22 protein-coding genes and 1 tRNA gene are annotated in these 20,163 nt (G+C 64.8%); 6 read left to right on the forward strand and 17 right to left on the reverse strand.

What is annotated here, in order from left to right:
* Nucleotides 1-10 precede the first annotated feature (10 nt).
* The 4 genes from J7359_RS06545 to J7359_RS06560 form a co-directional block, all read right to left on the reverse strand.
* A complete protein-coding gene (locus J7359_RS06545; protein WP_209055811.1) occupies nucleotides 11-433 on the reverse strand; it encodes a GNAT family N-acetyltransferase in 423 nt (140 codons plus the stop codon).
* A gap of 7 nt (nucleotides 434-440) precedes the next feature.
* The gene (gene tsaB, locus J7359_RS06550) at nucleotides 441-1,049 is read right to left on the reverse strand and encodes a tRNA (adenosine(37)-N6)-threonylcarbamoyltransferase complex dimerization subunit type 1 TsaB (protein WP_209055812.1); all 609 of its coding nucleotides are present in this window, start codon (nucleotides 1,047-1,049) and stop codon (nucleotides 441-443) included.
* A complete protein-coding gene (locus tag J7359_RS06555; RefSeq protein WP_209055814.1) occupies nucleotides 1,042-1,602 on the reverse strand; it encodes a NifU family protein in 561 nt (186 codons plus the stop codon). The genes tsaB and J7359_RS06555 overlap by 8 nt, the downstream gene beginning before the upstream one ends.
* A 62-nt stretch (nucleotides 1,603-1,664) precedes the next feature.
* Nucleotides 1,665-2,120 carry a universal stress protein gene (locus J7359_RS06560; protein ID WP_209055816.1) on the reverse strand — a complete coding sequence of 152 codons (456 nt, stop codon included), beginning with the start codon at nucleotides 2,118-2,120 and terminating at the stop codon, nucleotides 1,665-1,667.
* 154 nt (nucleotides 2,121-2,274) lie between these two features.
* On the opposite strand from J7359_RS06560, the gene J7359_RS06565 reads away from it, so the two are divergent.
* Both J7359_RS06565 and J7359_RS06570 read left to right on the forward strand, forming a co-directional pair.
* On the forward strand, nucleotides 2,275-3,030 hold the full coding sequence (locus J7359_RS06565; RefSeq protein WP_209055818.1) for a sugar transferase: 756 nt from the start codon (nucleotides 2,275-2,277) through the stop codon (nucleotides 3,028-3,030).
* A 129-nt stretch (nucleotides 3,031-3,159) separates the two neighbouring features.
* Nucleotides 3,160-4,110: an NAD-dependent epimerase/dehydratase family protein gene (locus J7359_RS06570; protein ID WP_209055820.1), complete on the forward strand. Its 951-nt coding sequence runs from the start codon at nucleotides 3,160-3,162 to the stop codon at nucleotides 4,108-4,110.
* 20 nt (nucleotides 4,111-4,130) lie between these two features.
* Here the strand turns inward: J7359_RS06570 and truA are convergent, their stop codons facing one another.
* The 9 genes from truA to tsaD all read right to left on the reverse strand — a co-directional run bounded on the left by truA (nucleotide 4,131) and on the right by tsaD (nucleotide 11,590).
* Nucleotides 4,131-4,922 carry a tRNA pseudouridine(38-40) synthase TruA gene (gene truA, locus J7359_RS06575; protein ID WP_209055822.1) on the reverse strand — a complete coding sequence of 264 codons (792 nt, stop codon included), beginning with the start codon at nucleotides 4,920-4,922 and terminating at the stop codon, nucleotides 4,131-4,133.
* Between the two features lie 6 nt (nucleotides 4,923-4,928).
* Complete coding sequence (locus J7359_RS06580) at nucleotides 4,929-5,909, reverse strand: 5-bromo-4-chloroindolyl phosphate hydrolysis family protein (RefSeq protein WP_209055823.1); 981 nt, start codon at nucleotides 5,907-5,909, stop codon at nucleotides 4,929-4,931.
* A 282-nt stretch (nucleotides 5,910-6,191) separates the two neighbouring features.
* The gene (gene lpxK, locus J7359_RS06585; RefSeq protein WP_209055825.1) at nucleotides 6,192-7,190 is read right to left on the reverse strand and encodes a tetraacyldisaccharide 4'-kinase; all 999 of its coding nucleotides are present in this window, start codon (nucleotides 7,188-7,190) and stop codon (nucleotides 6,192-6,194) included.
* Nucleotides 7,187-8,365, reverse strand: coding sequence for a glycosyltransferase N-terminal domain-containing protein (locus J7359_RS06590; RefSeq protein WP_209055827.1), 1,179 nt, complete (start codon nucleotides 8,363-8,365; stop codon nucleotides 7,187-7,189). The genes lpxK and J7359_RS06590 overlap by 4 nt, the downstream gene beginning before the upstream one ends.
* Nucleotides 8,365-8,610 (reverse strand): DUF4170 domain-containing protein, encoded by a 246-nt coding sequence (locus J7359_RS06595; protein WP_209055829.1) that lies wholly within the window; start codon nucleotides 8,608-8,610, stop codon nucleotides 8,365-8,367. Before J7359_RS06595 ends, J7359_RS06590 begins: the two co-directional genes overlap by 1 nt.
* 289 nt (nucleotides 8,611-8,899) lie before the next feature.
* Nucleotides 8,900-9,313 carry an EVE domain-containing protein gene (locus J7359_RS06600; protein ID WP_209056042.1) on the reverse strand — a complete coding sequence of 138 codons (414 nt, stop codon included), beginning with the start codon at nucleotides 9,311-9,313 and terminating at the stop codon, nucleotides 8,900-8,902.
* Nucleotides 9,313-9,588 carry a YciI family protein gene (locus J7359_RS06605; protein WP_209055831.1) on the reverse strand — a complete coding sequence of 92 codons (276 nt, stop codon included), beginning with the start codon at nucleotides 9,586-9,588 and terminating at the stop codon, nucleotides 9,313-9,315. The genes J7359_RS06600 and J7359_RS06605 overlap by 1 nt, the downstream gene beginning before the upstream one ends.
* A complete protein-coding gene (locus J7359_RS06610; protein WP_209055833.1) occupies nucleotides 9,585-10,526 on the reverse strand; it encodes an NAD(P)H-dependent glycerol-3-phosphate dehydrogenase in 942 nt (313 codons plus the stop codon). Before J7359_RS06610 ends, J7359_RS06605 begins: the two co-directional genes overlap by 4 nt.
* Nucleotides 10,523-11,590, reverse strand: coding sequence for a tRNA (adenosine(37)-N6)-threonylcarbamoyltransferase complex transferase subunit TsaD (gene tsaD / locus J7359_RS06615; RefSeq protein WP_209055835.1), 1,068 nt, complete (start codon nucleotides 11,588-11,590; stop codon nucleotides 10,523-10,525). Before tsaD ends, J7359_RS06610 begins: the two co-directional genes overlap by 4 nt.
* 65 nt (nucleotides 11,591-11,655) lie before the next feature.
* Here tsaD and J7359_RS06620 point away from each other — a divergent pair, with 65 nt between their 5' ends.
* The 4 genes from J7359_RS06620 to J7359_RS06635 all read left to right on the forward strand — a co-directional run bounded on the left by J7359_RS06620 (nucleotide 11,656) and on the right by J7359_RS06635 (nucleotide 15,780).
* Nucleotides 11,656-12,330 carry a uroporphyrinogen-III synthase gene (locus J7359_RS06620; protein WP_209055837.1) on the forward strand — a complete coding sequence of 225 codons (675 nt, stop codon included), beginning with the start codon at nucleotides 11,656-11,658 and terminating at the stop codon, nucleotides 12,328-12,330.
* Nucleotides 12,331-12,425: 95 nt separating this feature from the next.
* The gene (locus J7359_RS06625) at nucleotides 12,426-13,841 is read left to right on the forward strand and encodes a hypothetical protein (protein ID WP_209055839.1); all 1,416 of its coding nucleotides are present in this window, start codon (nucleotides 12,426-12,428) and stop codon (nucleotides 13,839-13,841) included.
* Between the two features lie 10 nt (nucleotides 13,842-13,851).
* Complete coding sequence (locus tag J7359_RS06630) at nucleotides 13,852-15,621, forward strand: heme biosynthesis HemY N-terminal domain-containing protein (protein ID WP_209055841.1); 1,770 nt, start codon at nucleotides 13,852-13,854, stop codon at nucleotides 15,619-15,621.
* Between the two features lie 83 nt (nucleotides 15,622-15,704).
* Nucleotides 15,705-15,780: transfer RNA gene (locus J7359_RS06635), tRNA-Thr, on the forward strand.
* Nucleotides 15,781-16,462: 682 nt separating this feature from the next.
* On the opposite strand, the gene J7359_RS06640 is transcribed toward J7359_RS06635, so the two are convergent.
* From J7359_RS06640 to cyoB, 4 genes are read right to left on the reverse strand one after another with little or no spacing between them, the layout of a single operon-like run.
* Nucleotides 16,463-17,185, reverse strand: coding sequence for an SURF1 family protein (locus tag J7359_RS06640; RefSeq protein ID WP_348524344.1), 723 nt, complete (start codon nucleotides 17,183-17,185; stop codon nucleotides 16,463-16,465).
* On the reverse strand, nucleotides 17,182-17,544 hold the full coding sequence (gene cyoD, locus J7359_RS06645) for a cytochrome o ubiquinol oxidase subunit IV (RefSeq protein WP_209055842.1): 363 nt from the start codon (nucleotides 17,542-17,544) through the stop codon (nucleotides 17,182-17,184). The genes J7359_RS06640 and cyoD overlap by 4 nt, the downstream gene beginning before the upstream one ends.
* Nucleotides 17,544-18,149 (reverse strand): cytochrome o ubiquinol oxidase subunit III, encoded by a 606-nt coding sequence (gene cyoC / locus J7359_RS06650; RefSeq protein WP_247740242.1) that lies wholly within the window; start codon nucleotides 18,147-18,149, stop codon nucleotides 17,544-17,546. The genes cyoD and cyoC overlap by 1 nt, the downstream gene beginning before the upstream one ends.
* A gap of 7 nt (nucleotides 18,150-18,156) precedes the next feature.
* A complete protein-coding gene (gene cyoB / locus J7359_RS06655; RefSeq protein WP_209055846.1) occupies nucleotides 18,157-20,160 on the reverse strand; it encodes a cytochrome o ubiquinol oxidase subunit I in 2,004 nt (667 codons plus the stop codon).
* Nucleotides 20,161-20,163 lie beyond the last annotated feature (3 nt).

Here is a 20,163-nt window from a genome sequence, read left to right on the forward strand (position 1 = left end):
CCACAGGGGGTCAACCGTCTTCTTGGTGATCCTGCAGGCGAATTCGCATCACCAGCGCGTCGGTTTGCGGTCCGTAATACCGGCGTCTGCGACCGACCTCGGTCCAGCCCAGCCCGATATACAGCGCGCGCGCGGGATGATTGTCCTCGGCGACCTCCAGAAAAGCGACATCGGCTCCCCGTGCGCGTGACGTGGCGGCAAATTGCAACGTCAGGTCGCGACCAAGCCCATGCCGACGCGCGTCGGGTGCAACGGCAAGCGTCAGCAGTTCGGCCTCGCCGGCAATCACGCGTCCCAGAAGGAACGCCGCCGGCCTCAGCAGAAGGAACGCGCCATGACCTTGTAGCGATCCGGCAAACTCGGGCGCGCTCCAGGGAGGGGGTGCATCCGTGAAGCAACTTGCATGCAGCGCGGCAAGTTCGTCGGGCGTCATTCAAGGATCACCGGTCAAGGATCACGGGGGCCGGCTCTCGCGGCGGGGCGGCGTCGGCCGGACGAAGATAGACCGGCGCGGGCCGTGGGCCGGGGCTGGCCCGGCGTTCCAGCGCCAGCGCAGCGACGGCGACGGCCAGCGGGAATGCCGGCGCAGCCGGCGCGGGGCCGGGCGGCAGCGTGCCGGTCGCAGCTTGCTGCGGCCGGCCCTCGGTCCCGGACTCCGCAGCCTCGATGCCGAAATCCTGCCAGATCACCTGGTCCTTGCGCGATGGGATGACGATGCGGCAGGGGCGGGGCAGACCGTACGCCGTGGCCTCGGTCACGCCGATGCCGATTGCGGGAATGCGCAGTGCAAGCGACAGACCGCGCGCCGCCGCCACCGCGACGCGAATGCCGGTGAAGTTCCCGGGCCCGGTGCCGACGCCGATCACGCCGATATCCGGCCATCCCAGCCCTGCCTCGGACAGCAGTTCCTCAAGCATCGGAAACAGCCGCTCGGCCTGACCCTTGGCCATGTCCTCGTGGCGTTGGCCCAGAACCCGGTCGCCACGCAGCAAAGCGGCCGCGCAATGCGCGGCCGATGTGTCAAAGCCAAGGCAGACAGGGTCAGGCAACGGGCCTGACCTCGACCACCTCTGGAATATAGTGGCGCAGCAGGTTCTCGATCCCCATCTTCAGCGTCAGCGTCGAGGACGGACAGCCCGCGCAGGCGCCTTGCATATGCAGGTAAACCACACCGCGATCAAAGCCGTGGAAGGTGATGTCGCCACCATCCTGCGCGACCGCGGGGCGCACGCGCGTATCCAGCAATTCCTTGATCTGCACCACGATCTCGGCATCCGGGCCATCGTGATCGGCATGGCCCGAACTGTCGGGCGCACCACCTTCGATTGCCGGCGCTCCGGATTGGAAATGCTCCATGATCGCACCCAGAACCGAAGGCTTCAGGTGATCCCAGGGCAGTTCGTCAGCCTTGGTGACGGTCACGAAATCGCGTCCCAGAAAAACGCCGTTCACACCCTCGACCGCGAAGATGCGTCGGGCAAGCGGTGACACGGCGCCGGCATCTGCGCTGGGGAAATCGGCCGTCCCGTTGTCCAGAACGGTTTCTCCGGGCAGGAATTTCAGCGTGGCGGGGTTGGGCGTCGTTTCGGTCTGAATGAACATCGGCAGCGCTCCTTTGGACCTGATATGGCGATGCGTGGCACACAGGTCAAGCCGCGCGAGACTCAGGTGATCGCCTCCAGCCGTTCCTTGGGAATATCGCCCGGAACGATGGTGATCGGGCAGGACAAAGTCGCGGCTTCGCGCAGCAGCCGCGTCAGCACAGGGTTCTGGCCCGATTTGTCCGCATTCAGCCCCAACACGACCACGCCGATTTCCGGATCGTCGGAAAGCTGTGCGATCAGCTCTTCGGCCGGGTCGCCTTCGCGGATGATCAGCTCGGGCTCGACCTTGGGGCGTGACCGCATCCATTTCGCAAAAACCTCGAAATGCGCCTCGATCCGTTCCTGGGCTTCGGCGCGCATCACGTCGGCGACGCCAAAGCCATGCTGAATGTCGTCGGCGGGGATCACGGACAGGATCACCACGCCGCCACCGCTGTTCGCGGCGCGCATCGCGGCAAAGCGCATCGCGTTCAGGCATTCGCGGCTATCGTCCAGAAGCACCAGGAATTTGCGCATGTTTCGGCCGTTCTTGGGGGATTCTTGCCGATACAGTGGCCGAACTGCCATGGTCGCGCAAGGGACTGCGGCAAAACGCGCTGATGCTGTTTCCATGCGCAGGGCAATATGCTACCGCAAATTCGACACAGAAACCGAGGCAACGGACCGCGTCGTGACGATCCATCAAGACTGGGACAAGGCTGAAGCGGCAGAGCTGACGGCTCTGGCCGCGCCCAAGATGACGTGGTTCGTCGGGGACGGGCATGGGTTTGCGCAGGATCGCGAACACATGCCGCTGTCCAAGCGCCTTTTCGACATCTCGCTCGCGCTGGCCCTGCTGGTCCCGCTGTCGATCGTCATGGTGGTCGTGGCGGTGGTCCTGCTTCTGGTTCAAGGGCGTCCGATCTTCTACGCGGCCCCGCGCATGCGTTCCGCAGATCGGACCTTCACACATCTGAAGTTCCGCACGATGCTGCGTCAGGACGGCGATTTCGGCGTGACCGGCGCTCACAAGCATTGGCGGATCACGCCGCTTGGACGTTTTCTGCGCCGCAGCCGGATCGATGAGTTGCCGCAGCTGTTCAATATCCTGAAGGGCGACATGAGCTTTGTCGGGCCGCGCCCGACCATCCGCGAATATGTCGAGCGTTATCCCTCGATCTATGCGCAGGTGTTGAAAAACCGTCCGGGCGTGACCGGCCTGGCCACCCTGATCTATCACCGCCACGAAGACCGCGTCCTGGCGCGCTGCAAAAGCGCGAAGGCCACTGAACTGGCTTATGCCCGCCGCTGCCTGCCGACCAAGCTGAAGCTGGACCTGATTTATCAGCGGAACCGGTCGATGTCGCTGGATCTCTGGGTGCTGTGGCAGACATTGCGGGTGGTCGTCTACAAGGATGAGCGTCCCAAACGTCATGGCCGCCGCTAGGCGCTCTGCGGACGAAAAATCCTGCAGAGCGGATCCTCTCTTGTCAGTCTTGCCAACCTGATCGATATTTCGCCCCTGCGACCGACATAGCGGATGCGCCCAGATGCGAACATTGAAGAGCCTGAAATCTTGAACCGACGGACGCTGGTCACCGGCGGTGCGGGCTTCATAGGCACGCATCTTGTGCGCAGGCTGCTGGCAAGCGGCGAGGAAGTAACGGTCCTTGACGATCTGTCAGGCGGCGGCACCGGGGCAGGTCTTCCGGCCGCTGTCCGTTTCGTTCGGGGCGATGTCCGGGATCGCGATCTGGTCGCCGATCTGGCGTCGCGTGCTGACGGCATCATTCATCTGGCTGCGCTTGTCTCGGTCCAATCCTGCATTTCGAACTGGTCCCTGGGTCATCAGATCAACCTGTCGGGAACCATGAACGTCCTGCATGCGGCGCAGCAGGCCGGAAACCTGCCGATCGTCTATGCCTCATCGGCGGCGGTCTATGGCGATCTGTCGGGCCAGTCCTGCCACGAAAACATGCGTCCTCGGCCGATCTCTCCCTATGCCGCGGACAAGCTGGCTTGCGAACATCAGGCGCAGGCAATGGCGCATGTCTTCGGCATGCCCTCGGTCGGCCTCAGGTTCTTCAATATCTATGGTCCGCTTCAGGATGCACGCTCTCCTTACGCTGGGGTGATCTCGCGGTTTTGTGCCAACAGATTGTCGAATGCGCCGCACACTGTCTTCGGGGATGGGCTGCAAAGCAGGGATTTCGTCCATGTCTCGGACGTCGTCGAGGGCTTGATCCGCGCAAGGGACAGGGCGGATGGATCGTCTTCGGCGGATGTCTATAATATCTGCACCGGCAACAGCACGACCTTGCTGCATCTGGCTGCGACCATCGACGACATCGCGGGACAGGGGGCCGCGCAGGTCGTTCATGCGCCCGCAAAAGCCGGCGATATTCGCGAATCCCGTGGCGATCCATCGCTTGCACGCGAACAGCTGGGTTTCGTCGCCAGCATCGATATTATTCAGGGGCTGCGCGACCTTTGGTCCACGCTGGATGAAGGCGCCGCAGTCAGGTGACCCGAAAAGCGGCCGGGTGCCTAGGAATGTTCGGTCGCGGCGAAGGGATCATCCGGATAGCGCACGCCGCTTAGGTACAGGCCGTAGGGCGGGCAGACAGGGCCGCAAGCCGCGCGATCGCGTGCCGCCAGCGCGTCGCAGACACGCCCGGACGGCCACGCACCCGCGCCGACCCGTTCCAAGGTGCCGACGATGGAACGCACCTGATTGTGCAGGAAGGACCGTGCCCGCAGGTGAAAGCGATATTCGTGGCCGTGCGGCTGTTCCAGCCGGTCGATGGCGATTTCATCCAGTGTCTTGACCGGGCTTTTCGCCTGGCAGATCGATGATCTAAACGTGGTGAAATCGTGATGGCCGACCAGATGCGCGGCGGCCTGTCGCATGGCGTCCAGATCCAGCGGATTCTGGACCTGCCAGGCCAGACCGCGCAGATGCGTCAGCGGCGCCCGTCGCGCGATCAGACGAAACACATAGCGCCTTTCCACCGCCGAAAACCGGGCATGGAAATCTGCATCGGTACGGGCCGTATCGAGAATCGCGATCGGCGCGGGCTTGAGGTGAAAGTTCAATGCCTCGCGCAGCCTGAACGGGTCCCAGTCACGCTGCAGGTCGGCATGGGCGATCTGGGAAGTGGCATGAACCCCCGCATCGGTTCGTCCTGCGGCGGAAATACGGGCGCCTTCAGCGAAACCGCGATCCAGCCGCGCCAGCGCGCGTTCCACGGCTTCCTGCACCGAGGGCTGATCGGCCTGCGCCTGCCATCCCGCAAACGGTCTGCCGTCATATTCGATCTTCAGCGCGAAACGGTGCATTCGGGTCTAGCGGCGCGATTTTGCCGTGTCGCGGTCCGACGAGATCAGTTCGTCGAACTTGCGCGCATCTTCGCTGCGCAGCATCCGCGTCTTGGTGTCGTCGGTGTCCACCGGCTCTGGCGCGGGGCGGACCCCTTCACGCATCAGGCGTTCACGAAGGACCGATATCTCGATCTCAAGATCGTTGCGATCTCCGTCCAGAAGTTTGTCCGCCTGGGCGCTGAAATCCTTTTCCAGATCGTCCAGGAAAGTCTCGTATGCGGCGCGGGTGCCGGGATCCTGGGTTCGTGGATACAGCGCCGCGAACTTGGATGTCGCATCGCGCGCCCCCATCAGATAGACCCCCATGTATCGGCGCGTCGCGGACAGATCGCCGGGATTCTCGCGGACCCTGTCGAACAGATCCTCGACCGTTGCCGCGAAGATTGCCACGCGGGCCTCAAGCCTGCGATCACCGATCCGGGCGATGGCGTCCTGCATCTCGGCCAGATGCGCCTCGCCCTCTTCGATCATCCGGGCGGCGCGGTTCTGCTGAAAGCTGTCGGCGCTGTCCATTCCCTTGTCACGCATCGGATCGGCGCCGAAGGCAAGCCAGTGCAGCGCAAGACCGGCGACGCCAATCACGGATGCGCCCGCGACCGCGCCGGGCTCGGCCGCGCCAAGACCCAGGCCCAGACCGGCCAGCACGCCACCGAACAGCTTGCGGGGGATCGCGGGGCGCCTTGCGACACGGCGGGCGTCATAGGCTGCCTCGGCGGTCAGGCCTTCGCGCGTCATCCACATGGCGGCGGCGATGACACCGAATGCGGCCAGATCCGTCACCATGCCAAGCGGCGCCTGAAAGAATGCTGTCAGCAGGAACGGGCTGGCAGCGATTGTCACCCATTTCGGACGCGATGCCAGCCGGTGCCGCATCGGACCGGGTGGGGCGCGGCGCTGATCCCGCGGCATGTCGGGTGAAAAACGACCACCGAAACGCGTTGCCATGCGTCCGCCCTCAGGCCGCACCGGCAAGCGACGCGTACAGCGTCAGCAGCACCAGAAGATAAAAGCTTAGCCTCTGCATGGCGTTACGGGACATGTCGGTCCTTTCATGGCGGTCGGTGCGGTGCGGGACCGCGCGGGGCTTCGCGCCTCTATATCGGCACTGATTGCCGAATTGCAAAGACCCTTGCGAAACCGACGGGCGGGTAGAGCCACGGCCGCGCAATCTGCGGATGGTTGTGCTGGGCTGCCAGGCAGGACGCCCAAGCCACTGTAAACTGCGCCTCAGCTGTCTTGGTCTGATCGGGGAAACAGCTTCGACAAGGCATCGTGCAGCGCCCCGTGATCCGCGATGCGCAACCTGACGGGCAGCGCCAGAACCTTTGGACGGAACGCCAAGGGCAGCCGCACGGCGTCTTTTTCGGTGGTCACCAATTGCGCGCCCCTGGCCCGTGCCTCGGCTTCTAGGCGGGTCAGCAGGGCAGGCGTGAAGCTTTGGTGGTCATCCAGCGATTCGCCGCGAACAAGTTCGGCCCCAAGGCCTTGCAGCGTCGCGAAGAATTTCTCGGGGTGGCCTATCCCGGCGAAGGCCAGAACGCGATGCCCGGTCCAGTCGATGCCCGTCTGCAACGGCGCCAGATCGCCGCGAAGATGCGGCGGCGCGCCTTCCGGAGGCGCAAAGCGTGCCTGCGCTTCGGCAGGGCCTATGCTTAGCAGCAGATTGGCGCGGGCCAGCCCGGCTGCCACGGGTTCGCGCAGGGGGCCGGCGGGTAGGCACAGATTATTGCCAAAGCCTTTCGCGGCATCGACCACCAGGATCGACAGGTCATGCGCCAGCGCAGGATCCTGAAATCCGTCGTCCAGGATGATTGTCTCGGCGCCCGCGGCCGCGGCGGCCCGTGCGCCCGCCGCCCGGTCGTCGGCAACCCAGACGGGGCCGAAAGCCGACATCAGCAAGGGTTCGTCGCCGGTTTCCGCGGCATCGTGCTGACGTTCGTTGACGCGCATCGGACCCTTGGCGGACCCGCCATAGCCGCGCGAGACGACATGGGCGGCAATGCCCTTCTGTTCTAGATGTTGCTGCAGATGAATGACTGTCGGGGTCTTTCCGGTGCCACCCGCATTCAGATTGCCGACGCAGATCACCGGCACGCCAACCCGTTCCCGCGGTCCCTGCGACAGACGGCGGGCCGTGGCCTGGGCGTAGATCGCCCCAAGCGGCGACAGGATGCGGGCCGCGACCGTGGGGGGGGTGCGATACCAGAATCCGGGGGCACGTCTCATGCGCGGACACCTTGCAGGGCATCGAGAACCGGCGCCGCGATACGGATCGCGACATCGGCGCCGCCCGTGCTGACCGTCCAGGCACTGCTTGCCAGCGCCGCGACCAGATCGGGCTGGGTCAGTTCCGCAATGGCCGTGGCCAGCCCGTCCGCGTCCGCGACCAGCCGCGCCGCGCCGGCGCCGTCCAGTTGCTGCCATTCCGTCTGGTGGCGCGAGGTCGCGGGGCCATGCACGATCGCCGATCCCAGCGCGGCGGGTTCGAAAGGATGGCGTGCCGTGGCATCGTCGCCCGACAATGTGCCGCCCATATAGGTCACCGGGGCAAGGCGATACCACAAGCCCATCTCGGTCGTGCCATCGGTAATCATCACATGAATCTCATCGGTCGGTTCCTCGTCCCTGGTGCGTCGCCCGGTTAGCAAACCCTGTGCCTCGACCGTTTCGGCCAGCACGTCGATGCGGGACGTGTCACGCGGCGACAAAAACAGCAGCGCGCGATGTGATTGCCGCATCGCCGCCCGATGCGCGTTCAGCACGGCCTGTTCCTCGGCCTCGGGGACAGCTGCTGCAAGCCAGGCGTGACGGCCATGCAGCAGCTCCGCAAAGCCCTCTCGTTCGGCCTCGGTGCAACCAAGGGGTTCACGGATCTCGGCCACGGTGCCGGTCATCACGACGCGGGACGGATCGGCGCCCATCCTTATCGCGTTCCTATGGCTTGCCGGGTCGGTCACCAGGACGGCGCGCATGCTGGCAAGCAATTGGCGTTGCATTGCGCCGCGCAGGCCCCATCTTCCGACGGGTCCGTCCAGCCGTGCCTCGCCCAGGATCATCGGCAGGTCACGCTGCGCGGCAGCCGCGATCAGCGCGGCGGGCAGGTCCGTTCCCAGCAGCAGCATCGCATCGGGCTTGGCCGCATCCAGCAAGGCCCGCGCGGCGTGGATGTCGGTGCCGGGACCGGAATTGCCGTCATCTCCAAGCCTCAGGATCCGCAGGGTGGGCCGGCTGCTGATCAGTCGTGCTTCGACCTGCGCTGCCGCCCGCTGTGCATCTGCAGAAACATGCGTGATCAGAACCGGCCCGCTGCCTTCGGGCAAGGATATCCGGGCCGCGTCCGTCTGGGCCGTGCCACGCAAGTGCAGCCACAGACCCAGCCTGCCCAACCCGGACATTGCCATCAGTCGCCCAGTTCCTCGGTCGGGCTGACTTCGGTTTCCTCGTCCCGCAGCCTGTGAAGATGCGCGATGAAATATCGCGTATGAGCACTGTCCACGGTCCGCTGCGCCTCGGATTTCCAGGCGTTGTAGGCGGTTTCGTAGTTCGGGAAGATGCCGACGATATGAATGTCGTCGGTGCTGCGGAACTGGGTGGATTGCGGGTCGATCAGTTCGCCGCCGAAGACAAGGTGAAGACGCTGGCTCATGTGGCCTCCTGGCTGTCGGAATGTGCAAAGCCTAACGCGGCAGCGCAGCAAGATGAAGCGGGTTTGTCTAAAACCCTGCGGGCTTTGGATTTCACAGCCGCGCTGCCTGCGGGTATCGTTCAACCAGATCGGGCCAGAAGGCCGGATCCGGAACCTGCGGCGGTGCGCGTTGGTGTGGGGCGTGCCGTGAGGTGAAGGGTTCCGGTCGTTGGCGGCCGGAACCCTTTGATCTGCGGGGGGATGCGGATGGGGGCGTCCGGACAGGCCGGAGTGCGCGGGGCTAAGGCGGCTACAGCCCGGCCAATTCCATCACCACTGCCCATTCCTCTTCGGTCACAGGTTGGACAGACAGGCGGCTGTTGTTGACCAGCACCATATCCTTCAGGCGCGGTTCTTCCTTCGCCTGATCCAGAGAGACGGGGCGGGGCAGGGGCTTCACCGCCTTCACATCCACGCATTCCCATTTCGGATCGGCGGCAGTCGAATCCGGATGCGCTTCGGCGATCACCTTGACGATGCCGACGGCCTCCTTGCCGATATTGGAATGATAGAACAGCCCCAGTTCGCCCTTCCTCATGGCGCGCATGTTGTTGCGCGCCTGATAGTTGCGGACGCCGTCCCATTGTTCGCCCTGCTCGCCCTTGGCGATCAGGTCGTCCCAGCCGAACACGTCGGGTTCGGATTTAAACAGCCAGTAGGCCATCAGCCGATCACCTTCTTCCATTCGATCACCTCGACACTGTCGAACAGACCGGCGGTCTTGTAGGGATCGCTGGCGGCCCAGTCTTGCGCTGACGCAAGATCACCGGCCTCGAGGATGATCAGCGAACCGCGCATTTCACCGCCTTCGATCAGCGGCCCGGCCATGCGGACGATGCCAGTGGCCTCAATATAGGCCAGATGGGCCTCGCGGGTCTCCAGACGGGTCTGAAGCGCGCCGGGCTTGTCCCGGCAGATCACGGCGAAAAGCGGCATCATTCCTCCTTCAGCGGGCGGTTCATCAAGTCTTCCAGCGCCTTTTCCACCGAAACCGTGCCATCGGCAAGCCGGGCAACCATCGCGGCGATCGGCATGTCCGTGCCGATCCGTTCGGCCAGCCGCGCGACGGCGCGGGCGGTCGCCACGCCTTCCACCGTGGTCGTGGTGTCGAACGCGGTCCCTTCGCCAAGCGCGTGACCAAAGCGGAAATTGCGCGACTGCGGCGAGGTGCAGGTCAGCGTCAGATCGCCCAGCCCGGACAGCCCGGTCAGGGTTTCGGGTCGGGCGCCCAGTCGGACGGCAAGTCGCGTCATCTCGGCAAAGCCGCGGGTGATGATCGCGGCGCGGGCACTGTCGCCCAGCCTTGCGCCGATCACGACGCCGGCTGCGATGGCGATGACGTTCTTCAACGCACCGCCCAGTTCCGCGCCGGTCACGTCGGTCGTGCGGTAAAGCCGCAGGACCGGGGTCGACAACGCGTGCTGCAATGACCGCCCGATCTGCGGATCTGCACAGGCCAGGGTCAGCGCGGTCGGCAGGCCGCGTGCGATATCGGCGGCGAAAGAGGGGCCGGTCAACACCGCGACATGCGCCGCCGGGCAGGCCTGCGCGATCAGCGACGAAGGACCGGTCAGATGCGTCAGATCGATCCCCTTGGCCGTGCTGACCAGCGTCTTGCCGTCCAGTGCGTCCGCATGGTCGGCCAGAAATCCACCCAAGGCCTGTGCCGGCAGACCCAGCAGCAGGCATTGCGCCTTCAGGGCCGTGTCCAGATCCTCGGTCAGGGTGATCGCGGTCGGCAGCGTGACGCCGGGCAGGCGCGGGCTTTGACGATCGGACCCCAGCCTGCGCCCCCAAAGTGTAACCGGTCCGTTGGCCGACAGGGCCACCGCCAGCGCCGTTCCGAACGCGCCCGCCCCAAGGATCGTGATGTTCATGCCTTTGCCCCCTTCTTGCCGCTGCCCAGCATCGGCGTCGCGCGGCTGTCCAGCGGCCATCGCGGCCGGGCGGTCAGGTCCATCCCGTCGCGGTGTCCCAGTCGGAACCTTTCGATCCCTGCCCATGCGATCATTGCGGCATTGTCGGTGCAGAGCCGCAGGGGGGGCGCAAGAAACCGCGCGCCATGGTCCTGTGCCACCCGTTCAAGCGCGACCCGGATCGTCCCGTTCGCCGCGACGCCACCAGCCACGGCCAGCAGCTGCACCGGGCCGGCAGCCAACGCGCGGCGCGATTTCTCGGCCAGAATATCGGCCACGGCGGTTTGGAAGGCGGCGCACAGATCCTGCCGGTCCGATTGCCGCAGGCCGCCCTGTTCCGCGATCAGCCGGTCGCGCAATCGCAGCGCGGCGGTCTTCAGCCCCGAAAACGACATGTCGCATCCCGGCCGGTCCAATAGCGGGCGTGGCAGGTCGAAACGATCCGGGTCGCCAAGCGCGGCCTCGGACTCGATCGCGGGGCCGCCGGGCTGGGGCAGGGCCAGCAGCTTGGCCAGCTTGTCGAACGCCTCGCCCGGCGCATCGTCGATGGTGCCGCCCAGGCGGGTGAAGTCCTCGGGCGCACTCACCCGCAGGAACTGACAATGCCCGCCCGAGACCAGCAGCATCAGATAGGGGAAGGCCACGCCGTCGGTCAGGCGCGGCGTCAGCGCATGGCCCGCCAGGTGGTTCACGCCGACCAGCGGCAGTCCTGCACCCGCCGCCATGCCCTTGGCGCACATGACGCCCGCCATCACCCCGCCGATCAGGCCCGGCCCGGCGGTAACCGCGACGCCCGACAGATCGCGCAGTGTCATCCCGGCTTCGCTCAGCGCCTGTTCGACGGCCAGATCAAGACGCTCGGCATGGGCGCGTGCGGCGATTTCGGGAACGACGCCGCCGAAATCCGCATGCAGGTCAGTCTGGCTACTGACGACCGATGACAGGATCCGCCTGTCGCCTGTGACGACAGCAGCGGCGGTGTCGTCACAGCTGCTTTCGATGCCAAGGAAAATCAGGTCGTCCATGCTCTTGCCGGGCGGGGAAGGGGCGCTTACCCCTGATCAGGTAGCACCGGCCAGAGAGGATGCCAATGCCAGCACGCAAGGCGCCCACGCTTCTGCTGACCCGCCCCATTGCGGATTCGCGACGGCTGGCCGCGATGCTTCCAGAATTGCCGGCCGTCATTTCCCCGATTCTGCGGATCGTGCCGGTCGAACACGACGCGGCCCGGTTGGCGAACGCCGCCGCACTGGTCTTTACGTCGGTCCACGCGATCCCGTCGGCCGGGCCGGCAAACGGCCGCATGGCCTTTTGCGTCGGGCCGCGCTGCGCGGCCGTGGCCAGAGAGGCTGGTTTCGAGGTGATCGAAGGTCCGGGCGATGCCGAGGGCCTTGCCCCCCTGATTGCCGCCGCGGGGGTTGCCGCCCTGCATCCGCGCGGCGTCCATGTCGCGCGTCCTCTGCCGGTCGAAGGCGTGATCGTCTATGACCAGCAGCCCTGCGCCTTGTCGCAGCAGGCGCAGGAATTGTTGAGGCAGAACGATCCGGTCGTGGTGCCGCTGCTTTCGGCCCGGTCGGCAGGATTGCTGTCCCAGGCGGCGGCTGCGGCAGCCGCGCCGCTGTGGCTGGCCGCGATCGCACCCGGGGTCCTGTCGGCCTGGACTGGCCCGATGGCACGGTCCGCGACCGCACGGCACCCCGATGCGCCGGGCGTCGTCGCGACGATTCGTCGCCTCGTCTCGGGGCGAGACAAGGAACAATGGTGATCACAGCGGGTTGAGCAGAGCGCCGCGCCTGATTAGGCTGGCGCAGACGCCTTTGACGGCTGTGCCGCCGTGGCATGAGATGACGGGGACAGGACGTGACAAAACCAGACCAGAAGAACACCACGAGCAACCCCAAGGGCCCGAAGGCCGGCAAGGATGCCGAGGATCCGACCGCCGGCAAGCGACAGGCCGCGAAGCCCGGCACAGTGAAGGCGAAGGATGTAGGGTCGGGCGACGGTGCCGCTGCGGCCGCCACGGGGGGCGAGATTGCCACGGTCGAGTCGACCCTAGTCGGCGATGCCGGCAAGGGACGTCCTGCAGCCAAGCCCAGGACGGCGACCAGCAGCGCAGCCGCGACGCCCGCCAAAGGTGAGACCAAGGCAGCCGAACCTGCCGAAGGAAAGAAGTCGAACCCGGTGACCGAGGCGCCGGCAGAAGCTGTTCTGCGTGAAACGCCTGCATCCGCGCCCACGCCCCAACAGAATGTGACGATCAGAAAAACTGGCTTCTGGCCGGTCGCCTTTGGTGGGGTCGTTGCCGCCGGACTGGGCGCGGCCGCGACGATCTGGGCCCTCCCGCACCTGCCGGCGGGCTGGTTGCCCGATAAGACGCCGGAAGCCGTGGCACCGCAGATCGACAGCGATGCGATCCGCGCAGATGCCGTCAGTGCCGCCCGTGCCGCCGCGCAGGAGGAAGTCGCCGCGCTGCGCAGCGAACTGGCCGATGCTGAGGCGGCCGCGCCACAGGAAGACGGGGATGCCGGCGCGGATGCCTCAGAGACAGCCGCCCGGGCCGCCGCGCAGATCCAGGCACTGCAGGAACAACTGGAACAGCAATCCACCCGCATCGAAGAACTTGCCGCACGGCCGACCATTGATCCCGAGACCGCGCAGAACATGCAGGCGCTGGCAGAGCGGGCCGGAGCGTTGGAACAGCAGATCCAGTCTGCCGCCGAAACGGCGCAGACCGATATCGCCGCCGCCCAGCAAGAGGCTCAGAAATTGCAAGAAGCGGCCGAGGACAGCACCCGCCGTGCCGAGGCGGTGGCGGCCATTTCGGCGCTGCAGGCGGCGTTGGATCGCGGCGTTACCCCGGATCAGGCGCGTCAGACGCTGCAGGATGCGGGCATCGACACCCCGGATGCGCTGACCCGCGAGGTTCCCAGTCTGGACAGTCTGCAAGCCGGTTTCGGCGATGCCGCGCGTGCCGCATTGCGCGCCTCGCTGCGCGAAGACAGCACCACCGGCGGGGGCAACCCGCTGACCAATTTCCTGAGGGCCCAGACCGGCGCGCGTTCGGTCGCCCCGCGAGAGGGCGACGATGCCGACGCCGTCCTGTCGCGCGCCAATTCCGAGGTCGAGGCGGGCCGCATCGGCGCCGCCCTGGACCAGATGCAGGCGCTGTCTGAAGCCGCGCGAACGGCCCCGGCAATGGCCGACTGGATGGCCGGCGCCAATGCCTATCGTGATGCACAGTCGGCTTTGTCCGATCTTTCGGCCAATTCCAACTGAGGGCCCGGTCATGTTTCTGTCATTGTTGAAGATCCTGTTCTTTTTCGCCGCGGTGCTGGCCATCGCGCTTGGCGCAATGCATCTGTCGGATGCGGGTCAGACGCTGCGTCTGGAATATGCGGGCACCGAAATCGTGCTGAGCCCGCTGAAGGCGATCATCGCCCTGATCGTGCTGATGATTGCCGCATGGGTGGTCTTCAAGATCCTCGGGCTGGCACTGGCCTTTCTTCGCTTTCTGGCGGGGGATGAAACAGCCATCGACCGCTATTTCGCCCGATCACGCGAGCAAAAGGGGTATGATGCACTTGGCGAGGGGATGCTTGCCGTGGCGTCCGGCGAAGGAAAGCTGGCGCAGGACAAGGCCAGCAAGGCCGCGAAATACCTGGACAAGCCCCATCTGACCAACCTTCTGGCGGCGCAGGCGGCAGAGGTGGCTGGCGATGATGCGAAGGCCGGTGCCGCCTATCGCCAGTTGCTGGAGGATGATCGCACCCGATTCGTCGGTGTTCGTGGGCTGATGCGGCAGAAACTGGCCGAGGGTGACAGCGCGACCGCGCTGCAACTTGCGCAGAAGGCGTATGCATTGAAACCGCGCCACAAAGAGATCCAGGACACGCTGTTGGATCTGGAAATGCGCGAGCATGACTGGAAGGGCGCGCGCAAGCTGCTGAAGGACAAGCGCAAGCAGGGCGAACTTCCCCAGGATGTCCATCTGCGCCGCGACGCCGTGCTGGCCCTGCAGGAGGCAAGCGAGGTGCTGGCTTCCGGAAATTCGATCAGCGCCCGCGAGGCCGCGATTTCGGCCAACCGTGCCTCGCCCGACCTGATCCCCGCCGCTGTTCTGGCCGCGCGCAGCTATGTCGCGCAGAAGGACTATCGCAATGCGTCGCGGGTTCTGGAAAAGACCTGGTCGGTCCGCCCGCATCCTGATGTGGCAGCCGCCTATGCCGAGATTGTGCCCGATGAGACGCCATCGGCGCGGCTGAAGCGATTCGACCGGCTGATCAAGAAGAACCCCGAGAACGAGGAATCCCGGCTGCTGAAGGCAGAACTTCTGCTTTCGGCCGAGGATTTTCCCGGAGCGCGCCGCGCCCTGGGGGATCTGGCCGAAACCCATCCGACGGTGCGGACGCTGTCGATCATGGCGGCGGTCGAGCGCGGCGAAGGGGCGGATGACAGCGTGGTGCGAGGCTGGCTGGCCAAGGCCCTGACGGCGTCGCGCGGCCCGCAATGGGTGTGCGACAAATGCCACAATGTCATGGAGGACTGGGCACCGGTTTGCGACAGCTGTGGCGGCTTCGATACGCTGACATGGCGGGAACCCGAAACCAGACGCGGCGCGGTCAACAGCGCCGGGGCCGAGATGCTGCCGCTGCTTGTGGGCGGGCCGAAGCCATCCGAGAAGGTCCAGACTGTCGAGACCGTCGAGGCCCGCACGGAACGCGATCAGGCGGACGACCGCGCAGCCACAGAGCCTGTCGTCGAAGGACCGGCGCCCGAGAACACCGGGGTGAAGCAGAAGGAGGCCAGGGTCGAGGTCGCGGATGTGGCGCCCGGGATGGTGCCGCGTGAAGAGGACTTCGTCGAGATCGCGCCGTCGCGCACGGATCGCAGCCCTGAAAAGCCGCAGGCTTCGCCGCCTGAACCCAACGATGAGAAACGGCCCGAACCGGTTGCCGCCGCCCCCGCGACTGCAGACGAACCGCAACCGGTGCGACCCGATGTCGAGCCGCCCGAGGGCGAAAGCTGGTCCAAGGACAGTGGGGCCGGACGCCGCTGAGAGCGTGGAATGAGGGGCAAAAAAAACGTTGCCCCTCTTCCCCCTTTCGCGGGAACCTGCTATCCGCCGCCGCACAACCTGATGCCGGTGTAGCTCAGCTGGTAGAGCACGTCATTCGTAATGATGGGGTCGGGGGTTCGAGTCCCTTCACCGGCACCACGGTTGTCATTCAAAGAAGGCCGGTCCTCGTGACCGGCCTTCTTGCGTCATATCCCATATTTTCCGGCGCGGGTGACCGAAACCAGACGTCACGATGAAAGGGGGGGCACTAGGACGCATTGTGCCTGCAGCATCGCCAGAGACTTGTGGCTTTGGCGAAACTCGGCGTTTCACTGCGCCCATGGGCTGCCGTGATCAGTCGTTCGCGGCGTCCTTGGGCAGTCATCCGCGTTGTCATGCGAAGAATGGTCCCTGCACCCGGGCTCGAACCGGGAAGCCCGAAGGCGGGAGATTTTCATACCACTTCGACTTCCGCCGCCGCCCGCCTGGGCGTTCGTGGTCTGGACTATCCCTTGGCCCTAGCGCCATTTGCGCCTTAGGCCCTGCCCGTCTAGTCTCTACACCTTCCGCGCCGGACATTCGTCCGGCGGGCTTGGCTCGGGATCGCCACCGGCATGACCCGTGAGGTTTCCCCGAATTTGAGCAGCTCTACTCCCGCCGTTTCCAACGGGGCACTCACTGGCTGGCGGCCCGCAAGTCTCCTGTGTTTACCAATTTCACCATGCAGGGTGTAACTGTCTGTAGCCCAACTTTTTCCGCTGCTCAATTCCACAAACGTGGCCTGCCCGTGGCGAACTTTGGTCCCGCATGAGATGGTTGCGGGGCCCTGACGCATGGCTGGTCAGGCTTCGCGGTTAAGTTCCCGGCGCAGCAGGATCGTGGCTGCCGCGGCAAGGCCAAGCGCCATTGCAAACCACGTCAATGCATAGCCAAGGTGGTTGTTGCGAAACCGGACGACCGTGAGCCCGCCGATCGGCAATTCATCGCCTGAGCCTGCGTCCGCGTCGATGAAATAGGGCGCCACGCGATCCAGCCCGCGCGACGCGGCCAGCGCCCCGGTATCACGCGAATACCAGCGATCGGCGTCGGGATCATTGGCCCGCAGAAAGGCGCCGCCCGGCTGGCTCATGCGCAACAGACCGGTGATCGTCACGACGCCTTGCGGTTGCGATCTGGACGACGGCGCGGTGCGATCCTGCGGCACGAAGCCGCGGTTGATCCAGACCGTCCAGCCAGTGTCGGTCGTCAGCGGCGACATGACCCAGAAGCCGGCTCCGTAGGCGGTGACGGCCTTCACCAGCGCTTCGTGTCGCTGGTCCAGCTGTCCCGTGACGGTCACACGCCGATATTCGTCTGCTTCATCCAGGTCCTGCCATGCTGTCATTGCCGGTGCCGGAATGGCGGGCGTCGCAAGACGCGCCTCGACCTGTTGTATCAGGCCGGTCTTCCATTGCAGGCGCTGGACTTGCCAGACGCCCAGCCCGCACAGGACAGCGACCAGAAGGGCCGCCCCGATCCCCGCCCCGATCAGCCCCACACGACGGGGGCTGCGCCCGGATGTCACGGCAAGGATTCCAAGGGAATGTTGTGGTTCATCTGCGGCATCATGTTGGTGTTCAGATGGAACATGACCCACAAGGAACCCGCGATCATGATCACCACGATGACCACCGTGAACAGTGTCGACAGCAGCGTCCAGCCTTCTTCCGCATGGCTGTTCATGTGCAGGAAATAGACCATGTGGACCAGAACCTGGATGATCGCGCAGCCGACGACGACGGCAACCGTCAGGGCGCGGCTGTCCAGCCCGCCGGTCATGACAAGGCCGAAGGGGATCGCGGTCAGGATCGCCGACAGGATGAAGCCGGTCAGATAGCCGCGATAGCTGCCATTCGCGTGATTGTTGTCGGTATGTGCGGACATCAGATCATCCCCAGCAGATAGACAAGCGTGAAGACACCGATCCAGATCACATCCAGGAAGTGCCAGAAAAGCGACAGGCACATCAGGCGGCGCTGATTGGCCGCGATCAAACCTGAGCGTGCGACCTGGACCATCAGTGTGACCAGCCAGATGCAGCCGAACGCGACATGCAGCCCGTGCGTGCCGACCAGCGTGAAGAAGGCCGACAGGAAAGCCGAACGCTGCGGTCCCGCGCCCAGATGGATCAGGTGATGAAACTCGTATAGCTCGATCGCCAGAAAGCTGAGTCCGAAGAACAGCGTGACACCCAGCCAGCGCAGCGTGGTGGCCTTGCGGTCTTGGGACATCGCCAGCATCGCAAAGCCGTAGGTGATCGACGAAAACAGCAGCATGGCCGTGTTGATCGCCACCAGTTCCAGATCGAACAGATCCTTCGGACCGGGACCGGCGGCATAGCTGCCGTGCAGAACGCCGAAGGTCGCGAACAGCACCGCGAACATCAGGCAGTCGCTCATCAGATAGACCCAGAAGCCGATGCCGGTCGAAGCTCCGTCCTCGTGGTGATGCGGTTCCGTCTCCCAGTAGGTCGTGGGTTGCGTGCCCATGCTCATCTCAGGCCTCCTGTGCCAGAAGGCGGGTGCGGGCGTCCTCGGTCACGCGCACCTCGTCGGCGGGAATGTGATAGTCGCGGTCATAGTTGAAGCTGTGGTGGATCGCGTAGCCGACCAGCCCGATGAAGGACAGCGCGGCAAGCCACCAGATATACCAGACCAGTGCCATGCCGCAGATGGTGGCCAGGCCGGCAAGGATGATTCCCGCCTCGGTATAGCGGGGCATGTGGATGGGGATGAAGTTCCCCTTGCCGCGCGCTGCGCCTGCCGCCTTCATGTCGGCATAGGCGTCGAGGCCGTGGATGACCGGCGTGAAGGCGAAGTTGTAGGGCGCGGGCGGGGAAGATGTCGCCCACTCCAGCGTGCGTCCATTCCAGGGATCGCCGGTCAGGTCGCGGTTCTCGTTGCGCTTCCAGATCGAGACGCCGAACTGGACGAACATGGCCGCGATGCCGCAGGCGATCAGAAATGCGCCGAACCCCGCGATGATGAACCAGATCTGAAGGTCGGGGTCATCGAAGACGCGCATCCGGCGGGTCACGCCCATCAGGCCCAGCACATAAAGCGGGGCAAAGGCGACCCAGAAACCCACGACCCAGAACCAGAAGCTGACCTTGCCCCAGAACACGTTCAGCTTGAAGCCGAAGGCCTTCGGCCACCAGAAATTGATCGCCGCGAAGCTGCCGAACAGCACGCCGCCGATGATCACGTTGTGGAAATGCGCGATCAGGAACAGCGAGTTGTGCAGCACGAAATCGGCGGGCGGCACAGCCAGCAGAACGCCTGTCATGCCACCGATGGTGAAGGTCAGCATGAAGGCGATGGTCCACATCATCGGCAACTCGAACCGGACGCGGCCCTGATACATGGTGAACAGCCAGTTGAAGATCTTGGCGCCGGTCGGAATCGAGATGATCATCGTCGTGATCCCGAAGAACGAGTTCACCGACGCGCCCGATCCCATGGTGAAGAAGTGGTGCAGCCAAACCAGATAGGACAGAACCGTGATACAGACGGTCGCATAGACCATCGAGGTATAGCCGAACAGCCGCTTGCCCGAGAAGGTCGAGGTAACCTCGGAAAACACGCCGAACAGCGGCAGGATCAGGATGTAGACCTCGGGGTGGCCCCAGATCCAGATGAGGTTGATGTACATCATCGGATTGCCACCAAGGTCATTGGTGAAGAAATTCGTGCCGACATAGCGGTCAAGTGTCAGCAGAACCAGCGTCGCGGTCAGGACCGGGAAGGACGCCACGATCAGGATGTTGGTGCAGAACGAGGTCCAGGTGAAGATCGGCATCCGCATCATCGTCATGCCGGGCGCGCGCATCTTCAGGATCGTGACCAGCAGGTTGATGCCCGACAGTGTCGTTCCGACCCCGGCGACCTGAAGCCCCCAGATATAGTAATCGACGCCGACATAGGGGCTGTAGGACAGGCCCGACAGCGGCGGGAAAGCCAGCCAGCCGGTCTGCGCGAACTCGCCCACGAACAGCGACGCCATGACGATGATCGCGCCGCCCGTTGTCATCCAGAACGAGAAGTTGTTCAGGAACGGAAAGGACACGTCGCGCGCGCCAATCTGCAGCGGCACCACATAGTTCATGATCCCGGTGACGAAGGGCATCGCCACGAAGAAGATCATGATGACGCCATGGGCGGTGAAGATCTGGTCATAGTGATGGGCGTTCAGATAGCCTTCCGATCCGCCAAAGGCCCAGACCTGCTGAATTCGCATCATCACCGCGTCGGCAAAGCCGCGCACCAACATGATCAACCCAAGGATCATGTACATGATCCCGATCTTCTTGTGATCGACCGAGGTGAACCACTCGTGCCACAGATAGCCCCAAAGCCGGTATTTCGTCAGCAGCGCAAGGACCGCTGCACCACCTATCGCGACCACGATGAACGTGGCGAAGACGATGGGTTCCTTGGGGATGGCGTCCCAGGTCAGACGACCAAGCAGAAATGTGGTCTCGACATTGGCAGGTACGGCCATCGC

Source organism: Paracoccus sp. R12_2 (assembly GCF_017744015.1).
Taxonomy (GTDB): domain Bacteria; phylum Pseudomonadota; class Alphaproteobacteria; order Rhodobacterales; family Rhodobacteraceae; genus Paracoccus.